Source organism: Allobranchiibius huperziae (assembly GCF_013410455.1).
GTDB classification, from domain to species: Bacteria; Actinomycetota; Actinomycetes; order Actinomycetales; family Dermatophilaceae; genus Allobranchiibius; species Allobranchiibius huperziae.
Genome location: NZ_JACCFW010000001.1, coordinates 2,277,078 through 2,298,361, shown reverse-complemented (window position 1 = coordinate 2,298,361; position 21,284 = coordinate 2,277,078). Strand labels below are relative to the sequence as shown.

21 protein-coding genes are annotated in these 21,284 nt (G+C 69.2%); 14 read left to right on the top strand and 7 right to left on the bottom strand.

Features of this window, described 5'->3' with window-relative positions; genetic code table 11:
• Positions 1 to 9: 9 nt before the first annotated feature.
• Positions 10 to 939, bottom strand: a complete 930-nt coding sequence (locus HNR15_RS10805) for a LysR family transcriptional regulator (protein ID WP_179481644.1) — start codon at positions 937 to 939, stop codon at positions 10 to 12.
• Positions 940 to 1,066: 127 nt separating this feature from the next.
• Here HNR15_RS10805 and HNR15_RS10800 point away from each other — a divergent pair, with 127 nt between their 5' ends.
• Positions 1,067 to 1,957 carry an NAD-dependent protein deacetylase gene (locus HNR15_RS10800; protein ID WP_343048510.1) on the top strand — a complete coding sequence of 297 codons (891 nt, stop codon included), beginning with the start codon at positions 1,067 to 1,069 and terminating at the stop codon, positions 1,955 to 1,957.
• A gap of 33 nt (positions 1,958 to 1,990) precedes the next feature.
• Here HNR15_RS10800 and lexA read toward each other — a convergent pair whose 3' ends face one another.
• On the bottom strand, positions 1,991 to 2,719 hold the full coding sequence (lexA, locus tag HNR15_RS10795; RefSeq protein WP_179481642.1) for a transcriptional repressor LexA: 729 nt from the start codon (positions 2,717 to 2,719) through the stop codon (positions 1,991 to 1,993).
• Positions 2,720 to 3,025: 306 nt separating this feature from the next.
• Here lexA and HNR15_RS10790 point away from each other — a divergent pair, with 306 nt between their 5' ends.
• The 3 genes from HNR15_RS10790 (at position 3,026) to HNR15_RS10780 (ending at position 7,343) form a co-directional block, all read left to right on the top strand.
• Positions 3,026 to 3,466, top strand: a complete 441-nt coding sequence (locus HNR15_RS10790) for a hypothetical protein (protein WP_179481640.1) — start codon at positions 3,026 to 3,028, stop codon at positions 3,464 to 3,466.
• A 342-nt stretch (positions 3,467 to 3,808) separates the two neighbouring features.
• On the top strand, positions 3,809 to 4,318 hold the full coding sequence (gene nrdR, locus HNR15_RS10785) for a transcriptional regulator NrdR (RefSeq protein ID WP_179481638.1): 510 nt from the start codon (positions 3,809 to 3,811) through the stop codon (positions 4,316 to 4,318).
• Between the two features lie 124 nt (positions 4,319 to 4,442).
• Positions 4,443 to 7,343: a vitamin B12-dependent ribonucleotide reductase gene (locus tag HNR15_RS10780; RefSeq protein ID WP_179481636.1), complete on the top strand. Its 2,901-nt coding sequence runs from the start codon at positions 4,443 to 4,445 to the stop codon at positions 7,341 to 7,343.
• Positions 7,344 to 7,406: 63 nt separating this feature from the next.
• Here the strand turns inward: HNR15_RS10780 and HNR15_RS10775 are convergent, their stop codons facing one another.
• Together HNR15_RS10775 and HNR15_RS10770 are read right to left on the bottom strand one after the other, a co-directional pair.
• Positions 7,407 to 8,066 carry a hypothetical protein gene (locus HNR15_RS10775; protein ID WP_179481634.1) on the bottom strand — a complete coding sequence of 220 codons (660 nt, stop codon included), beginning with the start codon at positions 8,064 to 8,066 and terminating at the stop codon, positions 7,407 to 7,409.
• A 233-nt stretch (positions 8,067 to 8,299) separates the two neighbouring features.
• The gene (locus tag HNR15_RS10770; protein ID WP_179481632.1) at positions 8,300 to 8,659 is read right to left on the bottom strand and encodes a hypothetical protein; all 360 of its coding nucleotides are present in this window, start codon (positions 8,657 to 8,659) and stop codon (positions 8,300 to 8,302) included.
• A gap of 52 nt (positions 8,660 to 8,711) precedes the next feature.
• On the opposite strand from HNR15_RS10770, the gene HNR15_RS10765 reads away from it, so the two are divergent.
• The 9 genes from HNR15_RS10765 (at position 8,712) to HNR15_RS18840 (ending at position 16,731) form a co-directional block, all read left to right on the top strand.
• Positions 8,712 to 8,981, top strand: a complete 270-nt coding sequence (locus tag HNR15_RS10765; RefSeq protein ID WP_179481630.1) for a hypothetical protein — start codon at positions 8,712 to 8,714, stop codon at positions 8,979 to 8,981.
• A gap of 220 nt (positions 8,982 to 9,201) precedes the next feature.
• Positions 9,202 to 10,512 (top strand): alpha/beta fold hydrolase, encoded by a 1,311-nt coding sequence (locus HNR15_RS18290; protein WP_179481628.1) that lies wholly within the window; start codon positions 9,202 to 9,204, stop codon positions 10,510 to 10,512.
• Complete coding sequence (locus HNR15_RS10755) at positions 10,509 to 11,951, top strand: HAD-IB family hydrolase (RefSeq protein ID WP_179481626.1); 1,443 nt, start codon at positions 10,509 to 10,511, stop codon at positions 11,949 to 11,951. Before HNR15_RS18290 ends, HNR15_RS10755 begins: the two co-directional genes overlap by 4 nt.
• 125 nt (positions 11,952 to 12,076) lie before the next feature.
• The gene (locus HNR15_RS10750; RefSeq protein WP_179481624.1) at positions 12,077 to 13,297 is read left to right on the top strand and encodes an inorganic phosphate transporter; all 1,221 of its coding nucleotides are present in this window, start codon (positions 12,077 to 12,079) and stop codon (positions 13,295 to 13,297) included.
• A 9-nt stretch (positions 13,298 to 13,306) separates the two neighbouring features.
• Positions 13,307 to 13,609, top strand: a complete 303-nt coding sequence (locus HNR15_RS10745) for a hypothetical protein (RefSeq protein WP_179481622.1) — start codon at positions 13,307 to 13,309, stop codon at positions 13,607 to 13,609.
• Positions 13,609 to 13,920, top strand: a complete 312-nt coding sequence (locus HNR15_RS10740) for a DUF3349 domain-containing protein (protein ID WP_179481620.1) — start codon at positions 13,609 to 13,611, stop codon at positions 13,918 to 13,920. Before HNR15_RS10745 ends, HNR15_RS10740 begins: the two co-directional genes overlap by 1 nt.
• Before the next feature lie 54 nt (positions 13,921 to 13,974).
• Positions 13,975 to 14,853, top strand: a complete 879-nt coding sequence (locus HNR15_RS10735; RefSeq protein WP_179481618.1) for a nucleotidyltransferase family protein — start codon at positions 13,975 to 13,977, stop codon at positions 14,851 to 14,853.
• Positions 14,853 to 15,161 (top strand): PqqD family peptide modification chaperone, encoded by a 309-nt coding sequence (locus HNR15_RS10730; RefSeq protein ID WP_179481616.1) that lies wholly within the window; start codon positions 14,853 to 14,855, stop codon positions 15,159 to 15,161. Before HNR15_RS10735 ends, HNR15_RS10730 begins: the two co-directional genes overlap by 1 nt.
• A gap of 76 nt (positions 15,162 to 15,237) precedes the next feature.
• Entirely contained in the window at positions 15,238 to 16,731 is a 1,494-nt protein-coding gene (locus HNR15_RS18840) for a polysaccharide biosynthesis tyrosine autokinase (protein ID WP_179481614.1), read from the top strand.
• A gap of 12 nt (positions 16,732 to 16,743) precedes the next feature.
• Here the strand turns inward: HNR15_RS18840 and HNR15_RS10720 are convergent, their stop codons facing one another.
• Positions 16,744 to 17,844 (bottom strand): glycosyltransferase, encoded by a 1,101-nt coding sequence (locus HNR15_RS10720; protein ID WP_179481612.1) that lies wholly within the window; start codon positions 17,842 to 17,844, stop codon positions 16,744 to 16,746.
• 136 nt (positions 17,845 to 17,980) lie between these two features.
• Here HNR15_RS10720 and HNR15_RS10715 point away from each other — a divergent pair, with 136 nt between their 5' ends.
• On the top strand, positions 17,981 to 18,985 hold the full coding sequence (locus tag HNR15_RS10715) for a glycosyltransferase family 4 protein (protein WP_179481610.1): 1,005 nt from the start codon (positions 17,981 to 17,983) through the stop codon (positions 18,983 to 18,985).
• 15 nt (positions 18,986 to 19,000) lie between these two features.
• On the opposite strand, the gene HNR15_RS10710 is transcribed toward HNR15_RS10715, so the two are convergent.
• Both HNR15_RS10710 and HNR15_RS10705 read right to left on the bottom strand, forming a co-directional pair.
• Complete coding sequence (locus HNR15_RS10710) at positions 19,001 to 20,389, bottom strand: HNH endonuclease signature motif containing protein (protein ID WP_179481608.1); 1,389 nt, start codon at positions 20,387 to 20,389, stop codon at positions 19,001 to 19,003.
• A gap of 231 nt (positions 20,390 to 20,620) precedes the next feature.
• On the bottom strand, positions 20,621 to 21,256 hold the full coding sequence (locus tag HNR15_RS10705) for a winged helix-turn-helix domain-containing protein (RefSeq protein ID WP_179481606.1): 636 nt from the start codon (positions 21,254 to 21,256) through the stop codon (positions 20,621 to 20,623).
• Positions 21,257 to 21,284 lie beyond the last annotated feature (28 nt).

Below are 21,284 nucleotides of genomic sequence, written 5' to 3'. Positions count from 1 at the left end.
GGGGGAGTCTCAGGCGACCGGTGTCGCCGACCGCACCGAGGTGGACGCCGCGCACAGCGCCTCCAGGGTCGCGGCGACGGCGGGCACGCGCGTGAGGTCCGGGGTGGTGACGGCGTAGACGGTCCGACGGGGGGTCGGCTTGATCGGCAGGATCGTCACGCCGTCGTTGTGCGCCGAGTGCAGGATCAGGTCGGGCACGAGGGCGACCCCCAGGCCCGCGGCGACGAAACCCAGCACCGCTACGTAGTCCTCGGTCTCGAACGAGACCGACGGGCTGAATCCGGCGCGCTCGGCCAGGGAGAGCAGGTGTCCGCGGCATCGTGGGCATCCCGCGATCCACTGCTCGTCGACCATGTCGGTCATCCGCACCGACGCGGCGCCGGCGAGCGGGTGGTCCGACGGCACCACCAGGCGCACCTCGTCGTCGAGCAGCTTGCGGGACTGGAACGCCTCGATGTCGTCCTCGCCGCGGGCCAGCGGCGCACCGTCGTATGCGAACGCGACGGCGATGTCGCACTCGCCGGCCCGCAGTGCGGCCAGCGACTCGGGGGGCTCGGCCTCGGTGAAGGTCACCTCGACGTCGGGGTAGGCCTTTCGCACCATCGCGAGCGCGTGCGGGACGAGTGTCGAGGAGGAGGAGGGGAAGGCCATCAGGCGGACGCGGCCGGCGCGCAACCCGGCGATCGCGGCGACCTCTGATTCGGCGGCCTCGAGGGCGCTGAGCACGGGGCCCGCGTGACGGGCCAGCACCGCGCCGGCTTCGGTCAGCCGCACGCTGCGGCCCAGGCGCTCGACCAGGACGGTGCCGATCCGGTCCTCCAGACGGCGCACCATCTGGGAGATGGCGGGCTGGGAGTAGCCCAAAGAGGTGGCCGCAGCGGTGAAGCTGCCCTCGTCGGCGATGGCCCGGATGACCCGCAGGCCCGCAGCGTCGATCATCCGCCAATCATATAATGGAAGGTTATCCATCGGAACCCATCTTCGTGCTTTCGTTCTGCACCAGCCATGCATCGCAGTGGCCACCCGCGCACCCACGGGGCCACGGGGCCGGTGCGACACTGATGACGTGCTCGAGTCTGCGGTCTCCCCGGTGCCCGAGGGAGTGCGCCCGGATCAATGGGACGGACTGGCGAGCTACCTGGCGGATGGCGGGCTGGTCGCCCTGACCGGAGCCGGCCTGTCCACCGAATCGGGTCTGCCGAGTTACCGCGACGCCCGCGGCGTACGTCGGGTGCAGCCGATGACGGTGACCGAGCTACGCGCCAGTCATGAAGCGCGGCAGCGGTATTGGGCACGTTCCTACGTCGGTTGGCCACGCTTTGCGGCTGCCCGACCGAATGACGGCCACCGCGCGGTCGCCAGGCTTCTCGCCGCCGGCACCCTGACGAGCGTCATCACCCAGAACGTCGATGGGCTGCATCAGGCGGCCGGTGCGAGCGAGGTGCTCGAGCTGCACGGCAACCTGGAGCGGGTGGTCTGCATGGCCTGCTCGAGCACGCATCGCCGCGATGACATGGACGACTGGTTGCGCGACGCCAACCCCGGATTCGACCGCGCGATCGGAGGCGCGGTCCGACCCGACGGTGACGTCGCGCTGCCCGAGGCGATCGTGCGCGCGTTCGTCACGGCCGACTGCCCTGTGTGCGGTTCGGACCTGCTGAAACCGGACGTCGTGATGTTCGGCGAATCGGTGCCGAAACCGTTGGTGGAGCAATGCTTCGGCCTCGTCGAAGAGGCGTCGGCGCTGCTCGTCCTGGGGTCGTCGCTCGCGGTGATGTCCGGTTACCGGTTCGTGCGCCGGGCCGCCCGCATCGGCGTGCCCGTGATCGTGATCAACGACGGATGGACCCGCGGGGACGGCGAGACCGACCTGAAGATTGAGGCGCCGCTGGGCAGCACCCTGACGGCGCTGGCGGACCGACTGGGAGCGCCGGCCGTGGGTGCACCGGGCGTCTAACGCGCCTGAGGAGCGCCGGGCGACCGCGGTCGCTCAGACCCTGCGCAGCACCGCCGTGACCTTGCCCAGCACCACGGCGTCGTCGCCGTCGATCGGGTCGTACGCCGTGTTGTGCGGCATCAGCCAGACCTTGCCCCCGGTGCGCTTGAAGGTCTTGACGGTCGCCTCGTTGTCGAGCATCGCCGCGACGATGTCGCCGTTGGTCGCGGTCGGTTGCTGACGCACCACGACCCAGTCGCCGTCGCAGATCGCGGCGTCGATCATCGAGTCGCCGACGACCTTCAGCAGGAAGAGGTCGCCCTCGCCGACGATCTGCTTGGGCAGCGGGAAGACGTCCTCGACGACCTCGTCGGCCAGGATCGGACCGCCCGCGGCGATCCGTCCGACGACCGGGACGTACGACGCACTGGGTCGTCGGTCGCCGATGCCGGTCTCGTCCTCGACGCTCAGGTCACCGTCCGGCGCGTTGGTGACGCTGGACCCGCCCCGGTAGCCGCGCTGGTCCTTGTCCTGGTCCGGTGAGATGACCTCGATGGCGCGCGGCCGGTTGGGGTCGCGGCGCAGGTAGCCCTTGCGCTCGAGCATCGACAGCTGGTGAGCGACGGAGCTGGGGCTGGTCAGGCCGACGGCCTCGCCGATCTCGCGCAGGCTCGGCGGGTAACCGCGCCGGTCCACGGAGTTGCGGATGACCTCCAGCACGCGCCGCTGTCGGGTGGTCAAACCGTCGTCGTCGCGCTCGGGCATCTGGTGCACCTTGGCCATGGTCTTCGTCCGTCCCTCTCCGAGTGGATCGTGCTGCCACCGCCCGCCCCAGGTGTCCGAACGGCTGCGTCCCCGGGACCGATGAGTCGCCGTATTCGGCGTCGTTCCGCGGATTCACAACTGCTGAGCAGGGGCTGTCGGTGGTCGGTGTTTCAGTTCTGCAGGTGAGCACGAGATTACGAGAGTCGGACACACTTTCCAAACATCTGTTCGGGGCGTGTCTGGATTTTCTCGAACGCGCGTGCTAGACATCAGACAGATGATCGATCGCACACACGTACGATCGACGAGTTATCGGAGGATCTCATGAGTGCCGTCACCGCTGTTCCCAGCTGGGTCACTCCCGCCACCCCTGCCCGGCCGGGTCGTCCCGGCGCATCGCGACGTACGGCGCCCGCGTCCATCCGTCGCGGCCACCTGCGCGCGGTCCCTGATCTGCCCGCGCTCGTGGACGCACCTGCGCCGACGATGCACATCACTCGTCGCGGTCGCCTGCTGATCACGCTGTGCGCACTCCTGCTATGTCTCGTCGGGGGAGTGGCGGGAGCCCGTGCCGCAGTGGGCGGCGGCGGGTCCGCGCAGCGCTACGACACCGTGGTCGTCCAGTCGGGCCAGACCCTGTCCTCGGTCGCCCACCACGCCTACCCCCAGCTGCCGATCGGCAATGCGGTGCAGCGGGTGCAGGCCGCCAATCGACTGAACACCCTGCAGGTGTTCGCCGGCGAGCAACTGCGCCTGCCTCGCTGAGTCCGGCCGCGCGCCTTCTGGCGCCCCGTAGCAGGGCCGACACCGCCTCCGTGTCGCCCTCGGCGGCCCTCTGACCAGCACGAACGACCCCGCGGAAACCGGGCAGTCTCTAAAGGTTGCATCACCCCCTCCACCGGAATACGATCCCTACATCTAGTAGTTACATCGATGTAAGTTGTCCACATGTAGTCCCCAGGTCGACCCGGGTTATCCCAAGGCACAGCGCGGATATCCCCCGGTTGTCCACGAGTTACCCACAGGTGGGCGGCTCGTTCGGCGGGGCTACGGCGTGGACGGCGAGTGATCGGTGTGAGCCGATCGTCGAGGGTGAGGGAGACACGCATGCACTGCCCGTTCTGCCGGCACGAGGACAGTCGCGTCGTCGACTCCCGCTCGAGCGAGGACGGCACCTGCATCAAACGGCGCCGCCAGTGCCCCAGCTGCGGCAAGCGCTTCTCCACTATGGAGACCACGAGCCTGACCGTCGTCAAGCGGTCCGGAGCCAGCGAGCCGTTCAGCCGCCAGAAGGTGCTCGTCGGGGTGCGCAAGGCGTGCCAGGGCCGCCCGGTCTCCGAGGACGACCTGGCGCTGCTGTCCCAGCAGGTGGAGGAGTCCATCCGGATGCAGGGACTGGCCGAGATCGACGCCCATGACGTCGGTCTGGCGATCCTCGGCCCGTTGCGTGCCCTCGACGAGGTCGCCTACCTGCGATTCGCCTCTGTCTACCAGGCCTTCGACGACCTGGGCGACTTCGAGGCGGCGATCGCGCTGCTTCGCGCCGAGCGTCAGGTGCTCGGCCCCTCGTACGCCGCCGACGATCCCGTTGTCAGTGGTGCCGGGGAGGATCACTGATACCCGGTTATCCCGTGCGCCGGGTGCTGCAGCAGTAACCCGTGCGCGTACCGCAAGGCCCCACAGCATCACCAGCACCACCCGCATCAGCAGCCCAGCTCACCACGTCACACGGAGGAACAGCATGACCGAGACCACCGGCGCCCGCGCCGACGCCGCCCGCGCAGACCGTGGGGTGCACATCGAGCGCATCTTCACCACGCCCGGCGTCCACCCGTACGACGAGGTGACCTGGGAGCAGCGCGACGTCGTGCAGCAGAACTGGAAGACCGGCGCGACGATCTTCGAGCAGCGCGGTGTCCTTTTCCCGGACTTCTGGTCTCTCAACGCCTCCACCATCGTGACGACCAAGTACTTCCGCGGGGCGCTCGGCACCGCGGTGCGTGAGACCAGCCTCAAGCAGCTGATCGACCGTGTCGTCCTGACCTACGTCAAGGGCGGGCGCGACAACGGCTACTTCGCGAGCGACGAGGACGCGGAGATCTTCGAGCACGAACTGACCTGGGCGCTGCTGCACCAGGTGTTCAGCTTCAACTCCCCGGTGTGGTTCAACGTGGGCACCAAGAGCCCGCAGCAGGTCTCGGCGTGCTTCATCCTGTCGGTCGACGACTCGATGGACTCGATCCTCAACTGGTACAAGGAGGAGGGGTTCATCTTCAAGGGCGGTTCGGGCGCCGGCCTCAACCTCTCGCGGATCCGCTCCTCCAAGGAGTTGCTGTCCAGCGGCGGCACCGCTAGCGGTCCGGTCTCCTTCATGCGCGGCGCCGACGCGTCCGCGGGCACCATCAAGTCCGGTGGGGCCACCCGCCGTGCGGCCAAGATGGTCGTGCTCGACGTGGACCACCCCGACATCGAGGAGTTCATCGAGACCAAGGCGCGCGAGGAGGACAAGATCCGCGCGCTGCGCGACGCCGGCTTCGACATGGACCTCGGCGGCCGTGACATCACCTCGGTGCAGTACCAGAACGCCAACAACTCGGTGCGGGTGAGCGACAAGTTCATGCGCGCGGTCGAGGCCGGCACGGAGTTCGGGCTGACCGCCCGCGGCACCGGTGAGGTCATCGAGTCCGTCGACGCCCGTGAGCTGTTCGCCAAGCTCAACAAGGCGGCGTGGGAGTGCGCCGACCCCGGCATCCAGTACGACGACACGATCAACGACTGGCACACCACCCCCGAGAGCGGCCGGATCACCGCGTCCAACCCGTGCTCGGAGTACATGTCGCTGGACAACTCCTCGTGCAACCTCGCGTCGCTCAACCTGTTGAAGTTCCTGCGGGACGACGACACCTTCGACACCGCGACGTTCCAGAAGGTCGTCGAGCTGGTCATCACCGCGATGGACATCTCGATCTGCTTCGCCGACTTCCCGACCGAGGCCATCGGCGAGACCACGCGCAACTACCGCCAGCTCGGCATCGGCTACGCCAACCTCGGCGCGCTGCTGATGGCGACCGGCCACGGCTACGAGTCCGAGGGCGGCCGCAGCCTGGCCGGCGCGATCACCTCCCTGCTGACCGGCGCGGCGTACAAGCGCTCGGCCGAGTTGGCCGAGGTCGTCGGTCCGTACGCGGGCTACGCCCGCAACGCGGATGCGCACCAGAAGGTGATGCGCAAGCACCGCAGCGCCAACGACGAGCTGCGTCCGCCGGACTCGATGGACGGTGAGATCCACCGCTACGCCAGCAAGGCCTGGAAGCAGGTCGTCGAGCTCGGCGCGGCTCACGGCTACCGCAACGCGCAGGCCTCGGTGCTCGCGCCGACCGGCACGATCGGCTTCATGATGGACTGCGACACCACCGGCATCGAGCCGGACTTCTCGCTGGTCAAGTTCAAGAAGCTGGTCGGTGGCGGATCGATGCAGATCGTCAACCAGACGATCCCGCGCGCGCTGAAGAAGCTGGGCTACCAGCAGGAGCAGATCGAGGCGATCGTCGAGCACATCGCCGACAAGGGCCACGTCATCAACGCGCCGGGTCTGAAGCCGGAGCACTACGAGGTCTTCGACTGCGCGATGGGCGAGCGGGCGATCAGCGCTCTCGGTCACGTGCGGATGATGGCGGCCTGCCAGCCGTTCCTGTCCGGTGCCATCTCCAAGACGGTCAACCTGCCGGAGACGGCGACCGTCGAGGACATCGCCGAGGTGCACCTGGAGGGCTGGAAGCTGGGGCTGAAGGCGCTGGCGGTCTACCGCGACAACTGCAAGGTCGGTCAGCCGCTGTCCGACGGTGGCTCGACCGCCAAGGACAAGGCGGCCGCCGCTGCCGACGCCGCCGTCGAGAAGGTCATCGAGTACCGCCCGGTGCGCAAGCGCATGCCGAAGCGTCGTACCTCGCAGACCACCTCGTTCGCCGTCGGCGGTGCGGAGGGCTACCTCACCGCGGGCACCTACGACGACGGTCAGCTGGGCGAGCTCTTCCTGAAGTTCGGCAAGCAGGGCTCGACCCTCGCCGGCATGATGGACGCCTTCTCGATCGCCGTGTCCATCGGCCTGCAGTACGGCGTGCCGCTGGAGACCTTCGTGGAGAAGTTCACCAACCTGCGCTTCGAGCCTGCCGGTCTGACCGACGACCCGGACGTGCGGATGGCGCAGTCGATCATGGACTATGTCTTCCGTCGTCTGGCGCTGGACTACACCGACTTCGAGACGCGGTCGTTCATGGGCATCCACACCGCCGAGGAGCGCACCCGTCAGCTCGAGACCGGCTCCTACGCCGAGGCGACCGAGGCCGACGGTGACGAAGATGTCGCCGGCGAGCTGGAGTCCTACTCCCAGTCAGCGGCGCCGTCCTCCAAGCGGCCCGAGCAGTCGACGTCGACGGTGGCTGCCGAGGACATCACTTCCGGTGCCGGCGCGGCTGACGTGCGCGAGGTCTCCTCGGAGATCCACTCCTCGGCCGAGCTGATGGAGAAGTTCCAGGGCAAGTCCGCGGACGCGCCGATGTGCATGACCTGCGGCACGAAGATGCGCCCGGCCGGTAGCTGCTACGTGTGCGAGGGCTGCGGAAGCACCTCCGGCTGCAGCTGACGCTGCCGCTGATTCGACCATGCACGCCGGGGCAGATGTGCCCCGGCGTGCATGGTCGAATCGTCAATAGAGGCGGGTGGTGGAGGTCAGGACCCGCAGCGGCTCGGCGGGGCCGGCGACGACCGTGGTGCCCGGGAGGTCGGTCCACGCCCCGCCGTCGACGGAGTACTGCCCGCCGTAGGTGGTGCGGACCGACGTGCTGAACGAGCCGGGTGCGTCGTAGGCGTGTGTGATGTCACCGGAGGGGTAGGTCCCACCCATGGACTTGGTGGCTCCGCTGGTCGAACCGTCGCCGAAGACGAAGGTGTTGGACTTCAGGGTCGGTTTGATTCGTACGGCGTGACCGACGAGGGTCACCGGCCGGACCTCGCCCGGTGCGTACCCGGCGACGGGCCAGTTCGCCTGGAAGTAGGTGGGCAGGGTGACCAGCGTGCGGTTGTTCACCGGTTGGATCGAGAGCTGTGGTCTGGCGAACGGCGTCACCGACCAGGCGTGCTCGATCATGGCGAGGGTGAGCTGAGGTTTGTGCTTTCCGGGGAGGACGTCCGGATAGCACGTGGTTCCCGGCGACTCCCACGGCCCGTAGACGTTGTCCCCGGTGTCGACGCGTCGGTAGATGAAGACCCATGGACCCGGGACATGCTCGACCTTCTCGCAGTAGCTCAGGGCGTTGGGGCAGATGAACTCCTGATGATCCGGGCCGTTGCCCGCGCACCTCAACACGGTGCTGTATTGGTATGCCGTCCCGGGCTTGTAGGTCCTACTTCCCACCGTGCCGCCGGTCGTCGTCTTCCCTGGAAGGTGAGCCGTCTCCGATTTGCTCAGCCCCGCATACGATCCTCCTCCGCTCACCTGACAGACGAGGAAGCCGCACTTCCCCTCTGGCGGCAAATCGTGACCCGCAAGCGTTATGTATGTGACCAGGGCAAGCGAAGAGTGGATAACTGCCCTGACCATCAAGACTGTGACCCCGCCTGCTCAACTTTGATCTCCGAGACGCGCCAGAGTCCAGACCACGGCGCGAGGAATACAACAAACTGGACGTCCGATGCAGGGGGGTAACCGCCGCGGATCCGGCCAGTCGAATCCGTCTCTATAACCTTCAGAACGTCGCCAGATATTTGCACCAGCGAATGATCCGAGGACTGGAACGCGGCGTCTCTGATCTTGAAACTGTCTCCTGTGTAATGGGTCTTCCCCTTCACAAGCAGCGAGACGGTCATGGAGTAGTTGGCGCAGCTCTTGCAGGTGGGAAGGGCGAGGGGCTCTAGGACGCCCACCTTCGGGTGCTTCCCGGTCTCGTTGATCTGCTGCACGTAGTACTTGGCGAAGGCGATGCGGCCCGCATCGGTGTGGGCGCGGGCGGCCGTGGGAACTCCGGCCGGGCCGTCGTACGCAGAGGTCGAGCTGCTTGGTGCGGGGGAACTGGTCGTGGAGCTGCTCGTCGACGCCGGACTGCTGGTCGTCGACGACGTGGTCGACGGCATGGTGCTCGACCCTCCGGAGCACGCGCTCACGCTTGCCGCCCCGGCGATTGCGAGCAGCATGGCGACGGACCGGCCACGGGTGCGCGGCATGAGGACCCTCCCTGACCGGTGGCGCACCGGCCTCCTGCTGGACGTGGAACGTCCACGGTGACCCAGCATGCGTGATCCAGCCGGCTCGCGTGAGCTATCCACAGGCAAAAGTGGTGCACATTCGTGCTTCGTGCGACGCGAGTGGGTGAGGGGGTCGTTGAGCCGGATGTGATCGCACGCCCGGGTCATCGGACGCTGCGTCGTCCGGCAAACGGTCAGGTCCGGCGCAGGACTGCTACTCACGGGTAGGTTGAGCGGGTTACACCTGATGAGGAGACTTCGTGACCCAACGGGCCCAGCCGCCGCTCGACTCAGAGATCGAATCAGAGCTCGACGCACATCGCGAGGCACACCTCGCTGCCCCCGCCGATAGCCAGGTCGCCGCCGCTCACCGCGCCGGCACCGCCGTACGCGGCGTCACGGGAGCCATCCGTGACACCCACGGTGCCGTCGCGAGCAAGGTCTTCGCGTCTGCGCGCCGCACTGTCGGCCCGGTCGTCACCCCGGTGGAGTTCGCGCACGACCACATCGCGCGCGCTGCGTACGGCGCGTCGGCCGTCGCGCTCGAGGGCGTGGCCGAGGCGGTCGGCGCGACTGCGGCGAAGGCCGCGCAGGCGGGCCGGACGAGCAAGTTCGGGCGGGGCACCACGCGGCGGGCGAGCGGAGTCCTCGCCTTCGTGCACGGGTTCAACGGCGACAAGATGGCCTCGTCCGGGCGGATGCCGTTGTCCTCCCCGATGAGCCTGCGCCGCTCCGGGGAGCGGGTCCCCGCGACCGCGGACGGCCTGGCCCGCGCCTACCCGGACGCCACACCCCAGATCGTCATCTTCGTGCACGGCTTCGTGGGCACCGAGCAGATGTGGAAGCGGCACGCGCACCGCGACGATGATGGGCGACGGCTCAGTTACGGGCGGCGTCTGGAGGCGCACGGTGACTGGTCGGCCCTCTGGGTGCGCTACAACACCGGGTTGCGGATCAAGTCCAACGGCTTGGAGCTTGCCCTGCTGATCGAGCAGGTCGTCGACCACTGGCCGGTGCCCGTCGAACGCGTGGTGCTGGTGGGGCACTCGATGGGCGGTCTGGTGGCGAGCAGCGCCCTGCTGCAGTGGCCGACCTCCTCGACGTGGGGACCCCTGGTGAGTGACCTGATCACCCTCGGCACGCCGTACCACGGGTCGCCGATCGAGCAGGGCGCCAACTACCTCGCCGAGTTCTTCTCCGGGTACGGCGCCACCCGGTGGCTGGGCGACGTCATCCAGTTCCGCAGCGAAGGGATCAAGGACCTGCGGCCGGGCAACCTCTTCCTCGCCGACACCCGCGGCGCGATGCCGGACGCCGCCGAATGGCGCCAGGCCCTGGCCCCGCAGATGGTCGTGCGCCATCTGGCCGTCGCAGGCGTGCTCACCAAGGATCCGCACGCGCGGCTGGGCGGGATCATCGGCGACGGGATCGTGCCGCGCGCGAGTGCTCGCGCGGGAGCGGACAACGACCTGAGCCGGTCCACCATGATGGGGTCCATGAGTCACAACGACCTGGTCAACGACCCGCGGGTCTACGAGGTCATCGCGGACGTCCTCGGCGTGCAGGCATGACCGGCGCCGCGTTCTTCGATCTCGACCGCACGCTGCTCCGCGGGGCGTCCGGGCCGATCATCACCGATGCCCTGCGCGAGGCCGGCCTGGTCACCACCAAGCTGCCCGGCGAGAGCCTGCTCTACGGCGTGTTCAACCGGTTCGGCGAGACCCTTCCGTCGATGGTCCTGGCGCGCAACGCGACGCTGGTCGCCCGCGGCAAGCGTGCCGGCGCGTTCGACGAGGCGGCGCGGCGCGCGGCGGTCGGCCTCATGGATCTGATCGAGCCGTTCGCCCACCTCACGCTGGAGAAGCACCGCGCCGCCGGGCGCAAGGTCGTCCTTGCCACGACGACACCGCTGCACCTCATCCAGCCGCTGGCCGATCTGCTCGAACTCGACGCCGTGATCGCGACGCGTTACTCCGTGGACCCGGTCTCGGGTCGGTACGACGGGGGCCTGGACGGTCCGTTCGTCTGGTCCACGGGCAAACTGGCCGCCGTTCGCGACTGGGCCGGTGACCACGACGTGGACCTGACGCAGTCCTTCGCCTACTCCGACTCCGTCTACGACCTGCCCCTGCTGTCCGCGGTCGGACACCCGCACGCGGTCAATCCCGACCCGCGGCTGCTCGCCTTCGCGACCGTACGGCGCTGGCCGGTGGAGCACTTCAGCGCGTCTCCCGGCGTCTTCAAGGTGCCGTTCGTCGACATCGAACTGCAGCGGATCGGCCAGTGGATGGCGCGTCCCGAGGCGTTTCCCTACGCGCGGTTCGAGGTGCTCGGGACCGAACACGTGCCGAGCGAGGGCGGCGTCCTCGTGGCGGCCAACCACCGCAGCTACTTCGACCTGCCGACGATGTTCCTGGCGATGGGTCGCGCCGGCCGCACCGGCCGGTTCATGGCCAAGCGGGAGATCTTCGACGTACCGGTGGTGGGGCAGCTGATCGCCGGATCCGGCGGGATCCCGGTCGACCGGGAGAGCAAGGACCCCGATGCTCCGGACCCGCTCGCTGCCGCCGAGACCGCGTTGCGCGGTGGCGAGCTCGTCGGGGTGATGCCGCAGGGCACCATCCCGCGCGGGCCGGATTTCTTCTCCAGTGCGCTCAAGGGCCACACGGGGGTCGCCCGGCTGGCCAAGAGCACCGGGGTGCCGGTCATCCCGTGCGCGATCTGGGGCACCGAGCAGGTCTGGCCCCGCTCGTCCAAGCTGCCGCAGATGCTCAACTACCTGCACCCGCCGCAGATCACCGTGCGTTTCGGTCCTCCGGTCGAGCTGAAGTACCGCTCCGCCGCCGCCGACACCGACCGGGTGATGAAGGCGATCGCGCGCCTGCTGCCCGACGAGGCGCGCAGTCGCCGCCGCCCCACGATGGAGCAACTGGCATCCAGCTATCCCGGCGGGAAGGTGCCGCCGGCGGACCGGTCGTTCGCCCGCGCGGACGAGGCGCAGGACGAGTAGAGCCGCCCGCCCCGGATGAACATCGGGTGAACACGGGCCGTCATCCGCGTTTGCGCAGGTCAGGTGGGGTAGGCCGGCGTTCACTCGACTAGACGTCGAGTCCTCGTGGCACCCACACTTGCGCCATGAGCGCACACGCCCAAGAGGTCGTCGTCCTGGTGCTGGTCGTCGTGACCGCCCTCGGGTTCGACTTCACCAACGGCTTCCACGACACCGGGAACGCCATGGCCACCTCGATCGCGACGGGTGCGCTGAAGCCGAAGGTGGCCGTCGCCATCTCCGGCCTCCTCAACCTGGTCGGCGCCTTCCTGTCGGTGGAGGTCGCGACGACTGTCACCACGTCGGTCCTGAAGATCCAGCAGAAGGGATCGGGCAACCTGCTCGGCGGCATCACCGCGGAGACAGCGCTCATCATCATCTTCGCGGGGCTGGTGGGCGGCATCCTGTGGAACCTGTTCACGTGGTTGCACGGGTTGCCCTCCAGCTCCTCGCACGCCCTCTTCGGCGGCCTGATCGGCGCGGGTCTGGCCTCGGGCGGGCTCAGCAGGATCAACTGGGACGGCCTGGTCTCCAAGGTGCTCCTGCCCGCCGTCGCCTCACCGTTCGTCGCCGGCATCGTCGCGGCCATCGGCACCTTCCTGATCTACGCGATCACCCGGTCGGTGCGCGACAGCGAGAAGGAGAGCTCCTTCCGCTGGGGCCAGATCGGGACGGCCTCGCTGGTGTCCCTGGCGCACGGCACGGGAGACGCGCAGAAGACGATGGGCGTCATCGCGCTCGCTCTGATCGCCAAAGGCTCCCTGACCTCCGGTGACATCACGAAGAATGGCATCCCGATCTGGATCATCTTCAGCTGCGGCGCGGCGATCGCGCTCGGCACCTACCTCGGCGGCTGGCGGGTCATCCGCACCCTCGGAAAGGGTCTGGTCGACATCGACGCACCGCAGGGCATGGCCGCCGAGGCCTCGTCCGCGGCGATCATCCTGACCTCCAGCCACTTCGGGATGGCGCTCTCGACGACCCACGTCGCCTCCGGGTCGATCGTCGGCACCGGCCTCGGCCGGCCCAATTCCCAGGTGCGATGGAGTGTCGCCGGGCGGATGGCGGCCGGCTGGGTGCTCACCCTCCCGTGCGCCGCGATCGTCGGCGCCGCCTGCTACGGCGTCGCGCACCTGATCGGGGGTGTCGGCGGTGCGGTCGTCATCTTCATCGTGCTGCTGAGCGCGGCCGGGTACATGTATCTGCGCAGCCGGGCGACCGCGGTGCACGCCGGGAACGTCAACGACGAGTGGGAGGGCGCTCCGTCCGTACGTTCCGAACTGTCCGAGCGTCAACCCGCCGCCTAGGAGGCCACGATGATCACTGCGGACGAATTCACCTCACTGTTCCGGGTCCTGCTCGCCGGGCTGGTCTTCGGCGCGGGCCTGCCCGCCCTGTTCGCTGTCGGGGTCCGGCTGCTCGCGCAGGGACACGGCGGGTCAGCAGGCGGTGCCTTCGCGGGCGACGCCGGGACGTCCGGGGGAGCGAGCCGCGGCAACCCGGTCGCCCTCGGTGCGGCGTACCTGCTCTTCGGGCTGATCGCCGTCGCGATCCTGCTGGGGGTGCTGTGGATCACCAAGGCCAGCCTGAAGCACTACCTCGGGATCGAGGTCTTTTGATGGATCGACCCGTCTTCATGGCCAACCTGATGACCTGGCTGCGCGCGGGCTATCCGGACGGCGTCCCGGAGCGCGACTATCAGCCGCTGCTCGCGCTCCTGCGTCGGCAGTTGTCCGACGAAGAGGTCAAAGACGTTGCGCGTCAACTCATCTCAGGTGCACGCGAGCACGGCGACGATGCGGCGATCTCCCGGGTCGACGTCGGCGTCCTGGTCACCAAGTACACCGACGGGGTGCCGTCCGAGTCGGATCTGCGGCGTGTGCAGGAGCGGTTGGAGAAGAAGGGCTGGCCGCTGCACGACGCCCGATGACGAGGGGCTCGCAAGTCGCCGAAGGCGGGTGACCTCGACCTAGACTCGAAGCCCATGCATCAGTCCGAGATCGTCCTCCCCGCATGGGCGCGACTGTCTTTGGCGCATGCCGTCGTCGAGCACCTGGCACGTGACGCCGGGGTGGACCTGCTGCACATCAAGGGGCCGGCGACCACGGCCCGTTTCCGGCTCGTAGGTCGCACCAGCAGCGACGTCGACGTGCTGGTCCGGCCCTCTCACGTGCCCCAGCTGACGTCCGTGCTGGAGGCTGCGGAGTTCGAGCCGCGCACCGGATTCGAGTCCGGCTCGATCTTCCGGCATGCCGCCAATCTGCATCACCGTTACTGGGGCTGGGTCGATGTGCACCGCTTGTTCCCCGGTTTCGGGGTCGATGCCTCCGTCGCGTTCGAGCAGCTGTGGCAACGTCGGTGCACCGCCACGATCGCGGCGTACGACGTGCAGGTGCCGAGCGTGCTCGACCAGGCGTTGCTCATCCTTCTGCACGGCGCCCGCGACACCGCTCGCGGACGCGCGGACATCGATCGCGTCCGTGCCGCGCTCACCCCGGTCGAGCTGGATGAGGTCGCGCGCCTCGCGCGCGGGTTGGGGGCGGAGGTCGCCCTGGCGGCTGCCAGCGGAGATCTCCACCGTTTCCGCGACCGTGCCGATCACGACCTGTGGGTGGTCGCCTCCGAGGGCGGCACGCGGTTGCAGGAGTGGCATGCCCGCTTCCGTGCGGCGACCACCCTGCCGGAGAAGGCGAAGCTGTGCGGTGAGGTGCTGCTGGTCAACCGCGACCACCTGCAGATGCGGCTGGGCCACGAGCCGTCTCGCGCGGAGTGGCTGCAGGCGACGGTGCGCCGTCCGATGGTGGCGGCGCGCGAGATCGGCGTGCTGCTGACCCGCCGTCTGCCGCGTCGAAGGGGGCGGTGATGCAGCCGGCGTACGTCGTCCCGGACGGCGTCGCGTGGGTCGTCGACGAGGACGGCGGCCCCCACGGCCCGGCCGTCTATCTGACCCGCGTCAGAGCCGGTCTCCCGATCGCCCTGGAGGGTCCGGCGGCACAGATCTGGGATGCCGCCCGCTCGATGCCTGAGGACGAGATCACCGCCGAGGTCGCGCTGGCCACCGGGCAGACCCCGGACACGGTCCGGGACTCCGTCGAGAGCTTCCTGCGCGAACTGCTCCGGCGTGGACTTCTGCAGGTGCGCGAACCCGATCAGGGGGCTGTGGACGGGTAGCATTCCTGCTGCCCACAAGAGCCGGATCGGCGCCCGTCGATCGTGGCCCGCCCTCAGGCCAAGGACCCAACACCACGTGACCGTCGTCGACTTCCTCCGGCTCAGCCGTGCGAACTGGCATGTGCTGCTCGTCGCGATCGTCGTGTGCACCCTGGGTGCGTACGCCTACGTGCTGAGCCTGCCGGTGACCTACGCGTCGTCGTCGTCGGCGTTCGTGCAGGTGGGTGGCACCGGCAATATCGCCGACACCATCAACGGCAGCCAGGTCGCTCAGCAGAAGGCACAGGCCTACACCACGCTCGTGGGCACGCTGCCGGTCGCCAACGAGGTGTCCAAGGCCACCGGCATCCCGGTCGGGCGCATCGCCGGGCACATCACGGCCAGTGTCGGAACGGCCGCCCTGATCACGGTCTCCGTCACCTGCGACACCCCCTCGGACTGCCCGAAGATCGCCAACGCGGCCCTGGTCGCGACCGCGAACACGGTGAAGAACCTGGAGAGCGACGGCGGCCAGACCGTGATACGGGTCGTGCCGTTGCAGAACGCCACGGGCGATGGCGGTCGGATCAGCCCCAACGTGAAAAAGCACGTCGAGGCCGGTTTCGCCGCCGGCGTCGTGCTGGGCTACCTGCTCGCCGTCCTGCGGCTGATGCTCGACCAGCGGCTGCGCACCGTCCAGGACGTCGAGACGATCACAGGTGCGGGCACACTCGGCATCCTGCCCAAGACCTCGATGCTGCGGGGCAACTCGCGCCGGGACGCCGACCCGCACTCGCACGCCGGTGAGGCGCTGCGACAGCTGCGCACCAACCTGCGGTTCGTCAACGTCGACAACCCGCCGAAGGCGATCGTCGTCACCAGCCCCAATCCCGGTGAGGGCAAGTCCACCGTCGCGTCGACGCTGGCGCGCGTGCTCGCCGACGCCGGCACGCCCACCGTGCTCATCGACGCCGACCTGCGCCGTCCGACCGTCGCCGAGGTCTACGGCATCGACGGGTCGGTGGGGTTGTCGCAGGTCCTCGCCGGCACGGTGGAGTTGGAGGACGCGCTGCGCTCGGTCAGCACCGAAAACCTGCGGATCCTGCCCGCCGGGCGCGTGCCTCCGAACCCCTCGGAGCTGGTCGGTTCGGACCGGATGCGCTCCCTGCTCTCCACCCTGCGCGAGGACCACATGGTCATCATCGACGCGCCGCCGATCCTCCCGGTCACCGATGCGGGACTGCTCGCCGCGGCCGCCGACGGCGCCGTGCTCGTCGCGGTGATGGGCCGCACCGCGAAGGAGCAGTTGCGGGTGTCGGTCTCGATGCTGGAGCGGATCAACGCCCGCCTGCTCGGCAGCGTCATCAACCGTGCGCCGGCGCGGGGCATCGGTGCCGCCTACTACGGCTACGGCTACGGCGGCTACCGCCGGGCCAGCCAGCGTTACTACAGCTCCGAGGTGACGGAGCCGAAGCAGCAGACGGAGAGCACCCCCGACGTGGACGCCGCGACCGGTGCCGTCGACGACGGGGCGTCGGTCAGCAGCCGCAGCGAGCGGCACGTGCACCTCAAGCGGCGCGCCAAGGTCTGAGGGTCGGCCGGTTCACCCGGTCGCGAACGAGGCCACGGACTGCCGCAGTCGCTCTGCGAACCGGGCCTCTCCGAACATCGCCGCGTGCCCGGCGATCACCTCGGGGTCGAACTCTTGCTCGCTCAGCCGGTCCAGCGCGCGCGAGATCGCCATACTGGTCGGCTCGTCGAAGAAGACTCCGGTGACGTCCTCGCGCACGCTGTCCAGGAAGCCCCCGGCGCGGAGTGCGACCGCAGGTGTGCCGAACGCCGCCGCCTCCAGGATCGTGAGCCCAAAATCCTCGTAGCTGGCCGCGAGCAGCGCCGACGCGTGCGCGTAGCACCAGCGCAGGTGGGCGTCGTCCAACTGCGGCGCGAAGGCCACGTTGGGGGGTGCGGCGCGCCGCAGCTGATCGCGCATCGGACCGTCGCCGACGACGAGCAGCCGCTCGGAGCGACCGACGTACGCGGCGAGGACCTGGTCGACGTTCTTGTAGGGCAGCAGCCGGGCCACCAGGAGGTGGAACGGCTCCGGCGGCACCTGGGGCGGCCGCGCCATCGGACCGGTGACGTCGATCCCGTACGGCGGGTGCAGCAGCTCCGCATCGATGCCGTAGACGTCGTGGATGCGCGTCTGCACGACGCGGGAGTTGGCCCAGTAGTGATCGGCTCGCGCCGCCGCCGCGCGGTCCCAGCGGATGAGCGGCGTCCGTACGGCGAGCGCCGCTAGACCGCGTGGGCTGCGCCAGGAGGCCCGGCCGACGTACTGGTCGGTCAGATAGAGCCAGCGTGCGGGGGAGTGGCAGTAGACCAGCATGCGACCGTCGGTGCGGAAGCCGTGCGCCCATCCGCTGGTCGAGGCGATGACCACGTCAGCGGGGATGTGGGTCCGCCCGACGGTGGCCGCGAGAAGGGGCAACGCGAAGCGGTGTTCACGGCGCAGGGGAGCCACCCGATTCAGGCCCGTCATCACGATGTTCGCGTCGCGGAACTCCGGGAAGGTGCGGTCCGGTGCGTAGAGCGTGGTGTAGATCGGTGCCTCGGGGAACGCGCGATGCATGGCGAGAACCACTCGCTCGGCGCCACCGCGTTGGGTGAGGTAGTCGTGGGCGATCGCCACGGTCGGCTCACTCATGCCGGTGGTCCACACTCCCTACTCCTCAGGGCCTTTCGGCCGACGCGAACGCCTCAACGATAGGCAATGCGAGGGAGCAGTGGCGCTGCGAGGTCCGGGTAGGCTTCCGCGACGACACATGGCCCCGGGGAGATCGATGACGAACGCGCGACCGGTGTACGACGCCCGCTGGAGCGGCCCGCACGGCATCGGCCGGTTCGCCCGGGAGGTGAGATCACGGCTCACCGGGGACTGGGAGGACGTGCCCGGCGCGGACCCGGTCTCGATGCGCGGGCTCGTGCAGCTGCAGCAGCTGACGGCCGCGCGAGCACGCCACCGCCGCCTCTTCGTCAGCCCGGGGTTCGCCGCCCCGGTGGGCTGGCGCGGGCCGGTGGTGCCGACCCTGCACGACCTGATGCACCTCGACGTGCCGGGCGAGGCCGGCCGGGGCGTGCGCAACTACTACGAGCGGGTGGTGCGCCCCGCCGTACGACGTGCGCCGCTCACCCTGACCATGTCCCACCACGCCAAGAGCAGGATCGTGGCGTGGTCGGGCGTCGACGGCGCCCGGGTCCTCGTCGTCGGCAACGGTGTCGACGCGTCGTACACGCCGCGGGGACCAGTGCACCAACCCGGCTATCCCTACGTGCTCTACGTCGGTAACCACAGGCCGCACAAGAACCTGCCGGTGCTGCTGCGGGCGATGACCGACCCGGGGCTGCGCGAGCTGCACCTGGTGATGACCGGCGATGCCGTCGCGGACACCGTGCGCGCAGCGGGCGAGCTGGGGCTCGGGGAGCGGATCCACTTCGCCGGCCTCGTCCCCGAGGCGCAGTTGCCGGCGTACTACCGCGGGGCGCGGGTGGTGGCGATGCCGAGCCGGTACGAGGGCTTCGGTCTGCCGCTGCTCGAGGCGATGGCGTGCGGCGTGCCCGCGGTCGGCGGTGACGCGACCGCTGTGCCGGAGATCGCCGGCGACGCTGCCCTGCTGGTGGATCCGGCCGACAACGATGCCGTGGCTGCGGCTCTGGTCACCGCCGCGCACGACACCGCCGTGCGGGATCGGTTGGCGCTCGCCGGGCCGCGCCGGGCTGCACGCTTCGAGTGGGACGTGGTCGGTCGCACGGTGGACAGCGCGCTGCGCTCGATCGAGGTGGACTGAACCGATCGGCTCATGTCACGCAGCTGGATTCCGCCCTGGTCGGGTGGGCATGAGTCCTGGTGTGAGGTCCCAGGTGACGCCGGTGGGTGTGACGGTGGCGGTGAGCAGGTCGCGGTGCACGATGGTGTGGTGGCGGGCGTACAGTAAGGCTGCGTTGGTCAGGGTTGTCTGTCCGCCGGCCCACCAGGGCCTCACATGGTGGGCGTCGCACCAGTCGGGTGGTCTTTCGCAGCCGGGGAAGGTGCAGTGCTGGTCGCGGTGGATGATCGCGGTGCGTAGTCCGCCGGTGAAGAGGCGTTTGGCGCGGCCGACATCCAATGGTTCGGAGTCGGTGCCGAGGACTGCGGGGATGAGGTCGGCGTCGCACGCCATCCGTCGTAGAGTCCCGGCGTCGAGATGCTCACCGTCGGTGGTGCGCCCGATGCCCGGCAGGTACGTCGGCGCCGATCTGGTTTCGTGCGAACCGTTTTCGCTGAGATCGTCGAGCCGGCCTGCGTCGCGAAGGCCCTCGTAGAGGGTGTTGTAGTCCATCGTGACCAGGATCTTGGCGGTCCCGCCGAACTCTCCGACGGGCCGCGAGCTGGTGCCGTCGAGGACGCCTGCGGCGGTGTCGATCAGTCGCACCAGGGCGTCCGCGCGCCGTTTGGCCGGAGTGCGGGTGTCCCGCTCGGCCACGCTGGTGCCGGCCTGGGTTTCCACTGGCGCGGGCGCGGACAACGCGCGCAGGGCATGTTTGACCACCGCGGCGTGCCCGCTCGAGAGTTCGGCCACGAACCGGGTCAGCCCGGACGGTAGGTCGGCCCAGAAGACCGATTCGCAGTCCTGCTGGCGTTCTTCATCGCGCACCAGGCGTTCGGGGGCGTACTCCCCCAGGATGCGGGTGCTGAGCTCCCGCAAGGCACGTGCCCCGTGAGCCGACAGGCTCGGGTAGCGGCCCAACAGGTCATCCCGGTCCGCGGTCGGCAGCTGCGGCAGGATCCGCGGCACCTCCCGTAGCGCCACGTCGGCGACCGGCACGCTCGCCGACCCATCGGCCAGCGCGTCAACCACGACCTGGTTGCGAGGATCGGCGCAGTCCACGCCCACCCTCCCGACTCGTCGTACGACGGTCGGCTCCACACCGGTCGCCTGCCGGGCCACCCACGCCGGTGCCCCGGTCGCGGTCGAGTTCGCCACCGTGCCGCGGCTCAGCGCATCCGCGGTGGCCAGCGCCGCGACGTTCTCCATCCGGCCGCCCATCCGCAGCATGCTCCCGACGACCTCGCCCAGCGCCGCTTCGTCCAACTGCCACAACGCGCCAGGCCACTCCTCCAGTGCGCTGCTGAAGTCGCCGAGCAGGGCCATCAACCGAGCGCCAGCACCCGGTGCAGCAGGCCCATGGATGTCGGTCGTCGACTGCGCCATGGCCCCTCCTGCGCTGGTGACGGCACCCCTGGCCATCTACCTTGAATCATACGCCTGTTCGACCGTGCGAACAAGGGTAATTAATTCGAAAGATATTGCGAATGTTGATCTTTCGCGATCGAGTTGTCCACATCCCCTCCACGGACGTGGTCATTTACAGCTCGTCGCGAACACGTGGTCGCCTCGGGCTCTCGGGCCACCGTCTGGGACGCCGAGCAGGCCGGCACCCGACTAGCTGCCGAGTGAGTCGTTGGCGTCGCCGTCATCGGCGCCGTGCTCGTCCCGCGATATCTCCAGGTCCGGGTAGGGCTGCGCGGCGTACATCAACAGATAGGTACGCCGCTGCGGGTCGCGCCCGCGGGTGCGCGCCGCCCAGGTCGACACGACGTCGTTCAACTCCTGGACCATGGCGCGGGCCTCCTCATCGGTCAGGCGCAGCGCCGTGTCGCTGATGGTGACCACCGCGCCGTCGTCGACCGAGGTCCGGCGCATCGCGGCGCTGATGACCGCATGGGCCCAGCGTTCGAAGTGGCTGCGCCAGACCAGGCTCGCGGCACGCGTCTCGGGCGCGGCCTCGAGGGCGCGCAGATTGACCAGGTAACCCCCTTCGGCCACGACCTTCCACACCCGGTCGCGCCGGTCGCGGGCCGCTTCCGGCGCCTCCTCGACGAGTCCGTACTTGGCGAGCTGCCGCAGATGGAAGCTGGTCTGGTTGGCGGGGATGCCCAGGTCCTGGGCCAGGTCGGCGGCACGCGCCGGCCCCGTGGCGGCCAGTTCGGTCAAAATCCGGTTGCGCACCGGATGGGCGATGGCCCGCAGGGTGCGCGGGTCCTCGACGAGGGTGCTGGCCGGCCTCTTCGACACCATCCGCCGATCATAGCCAATCGTGCACGTT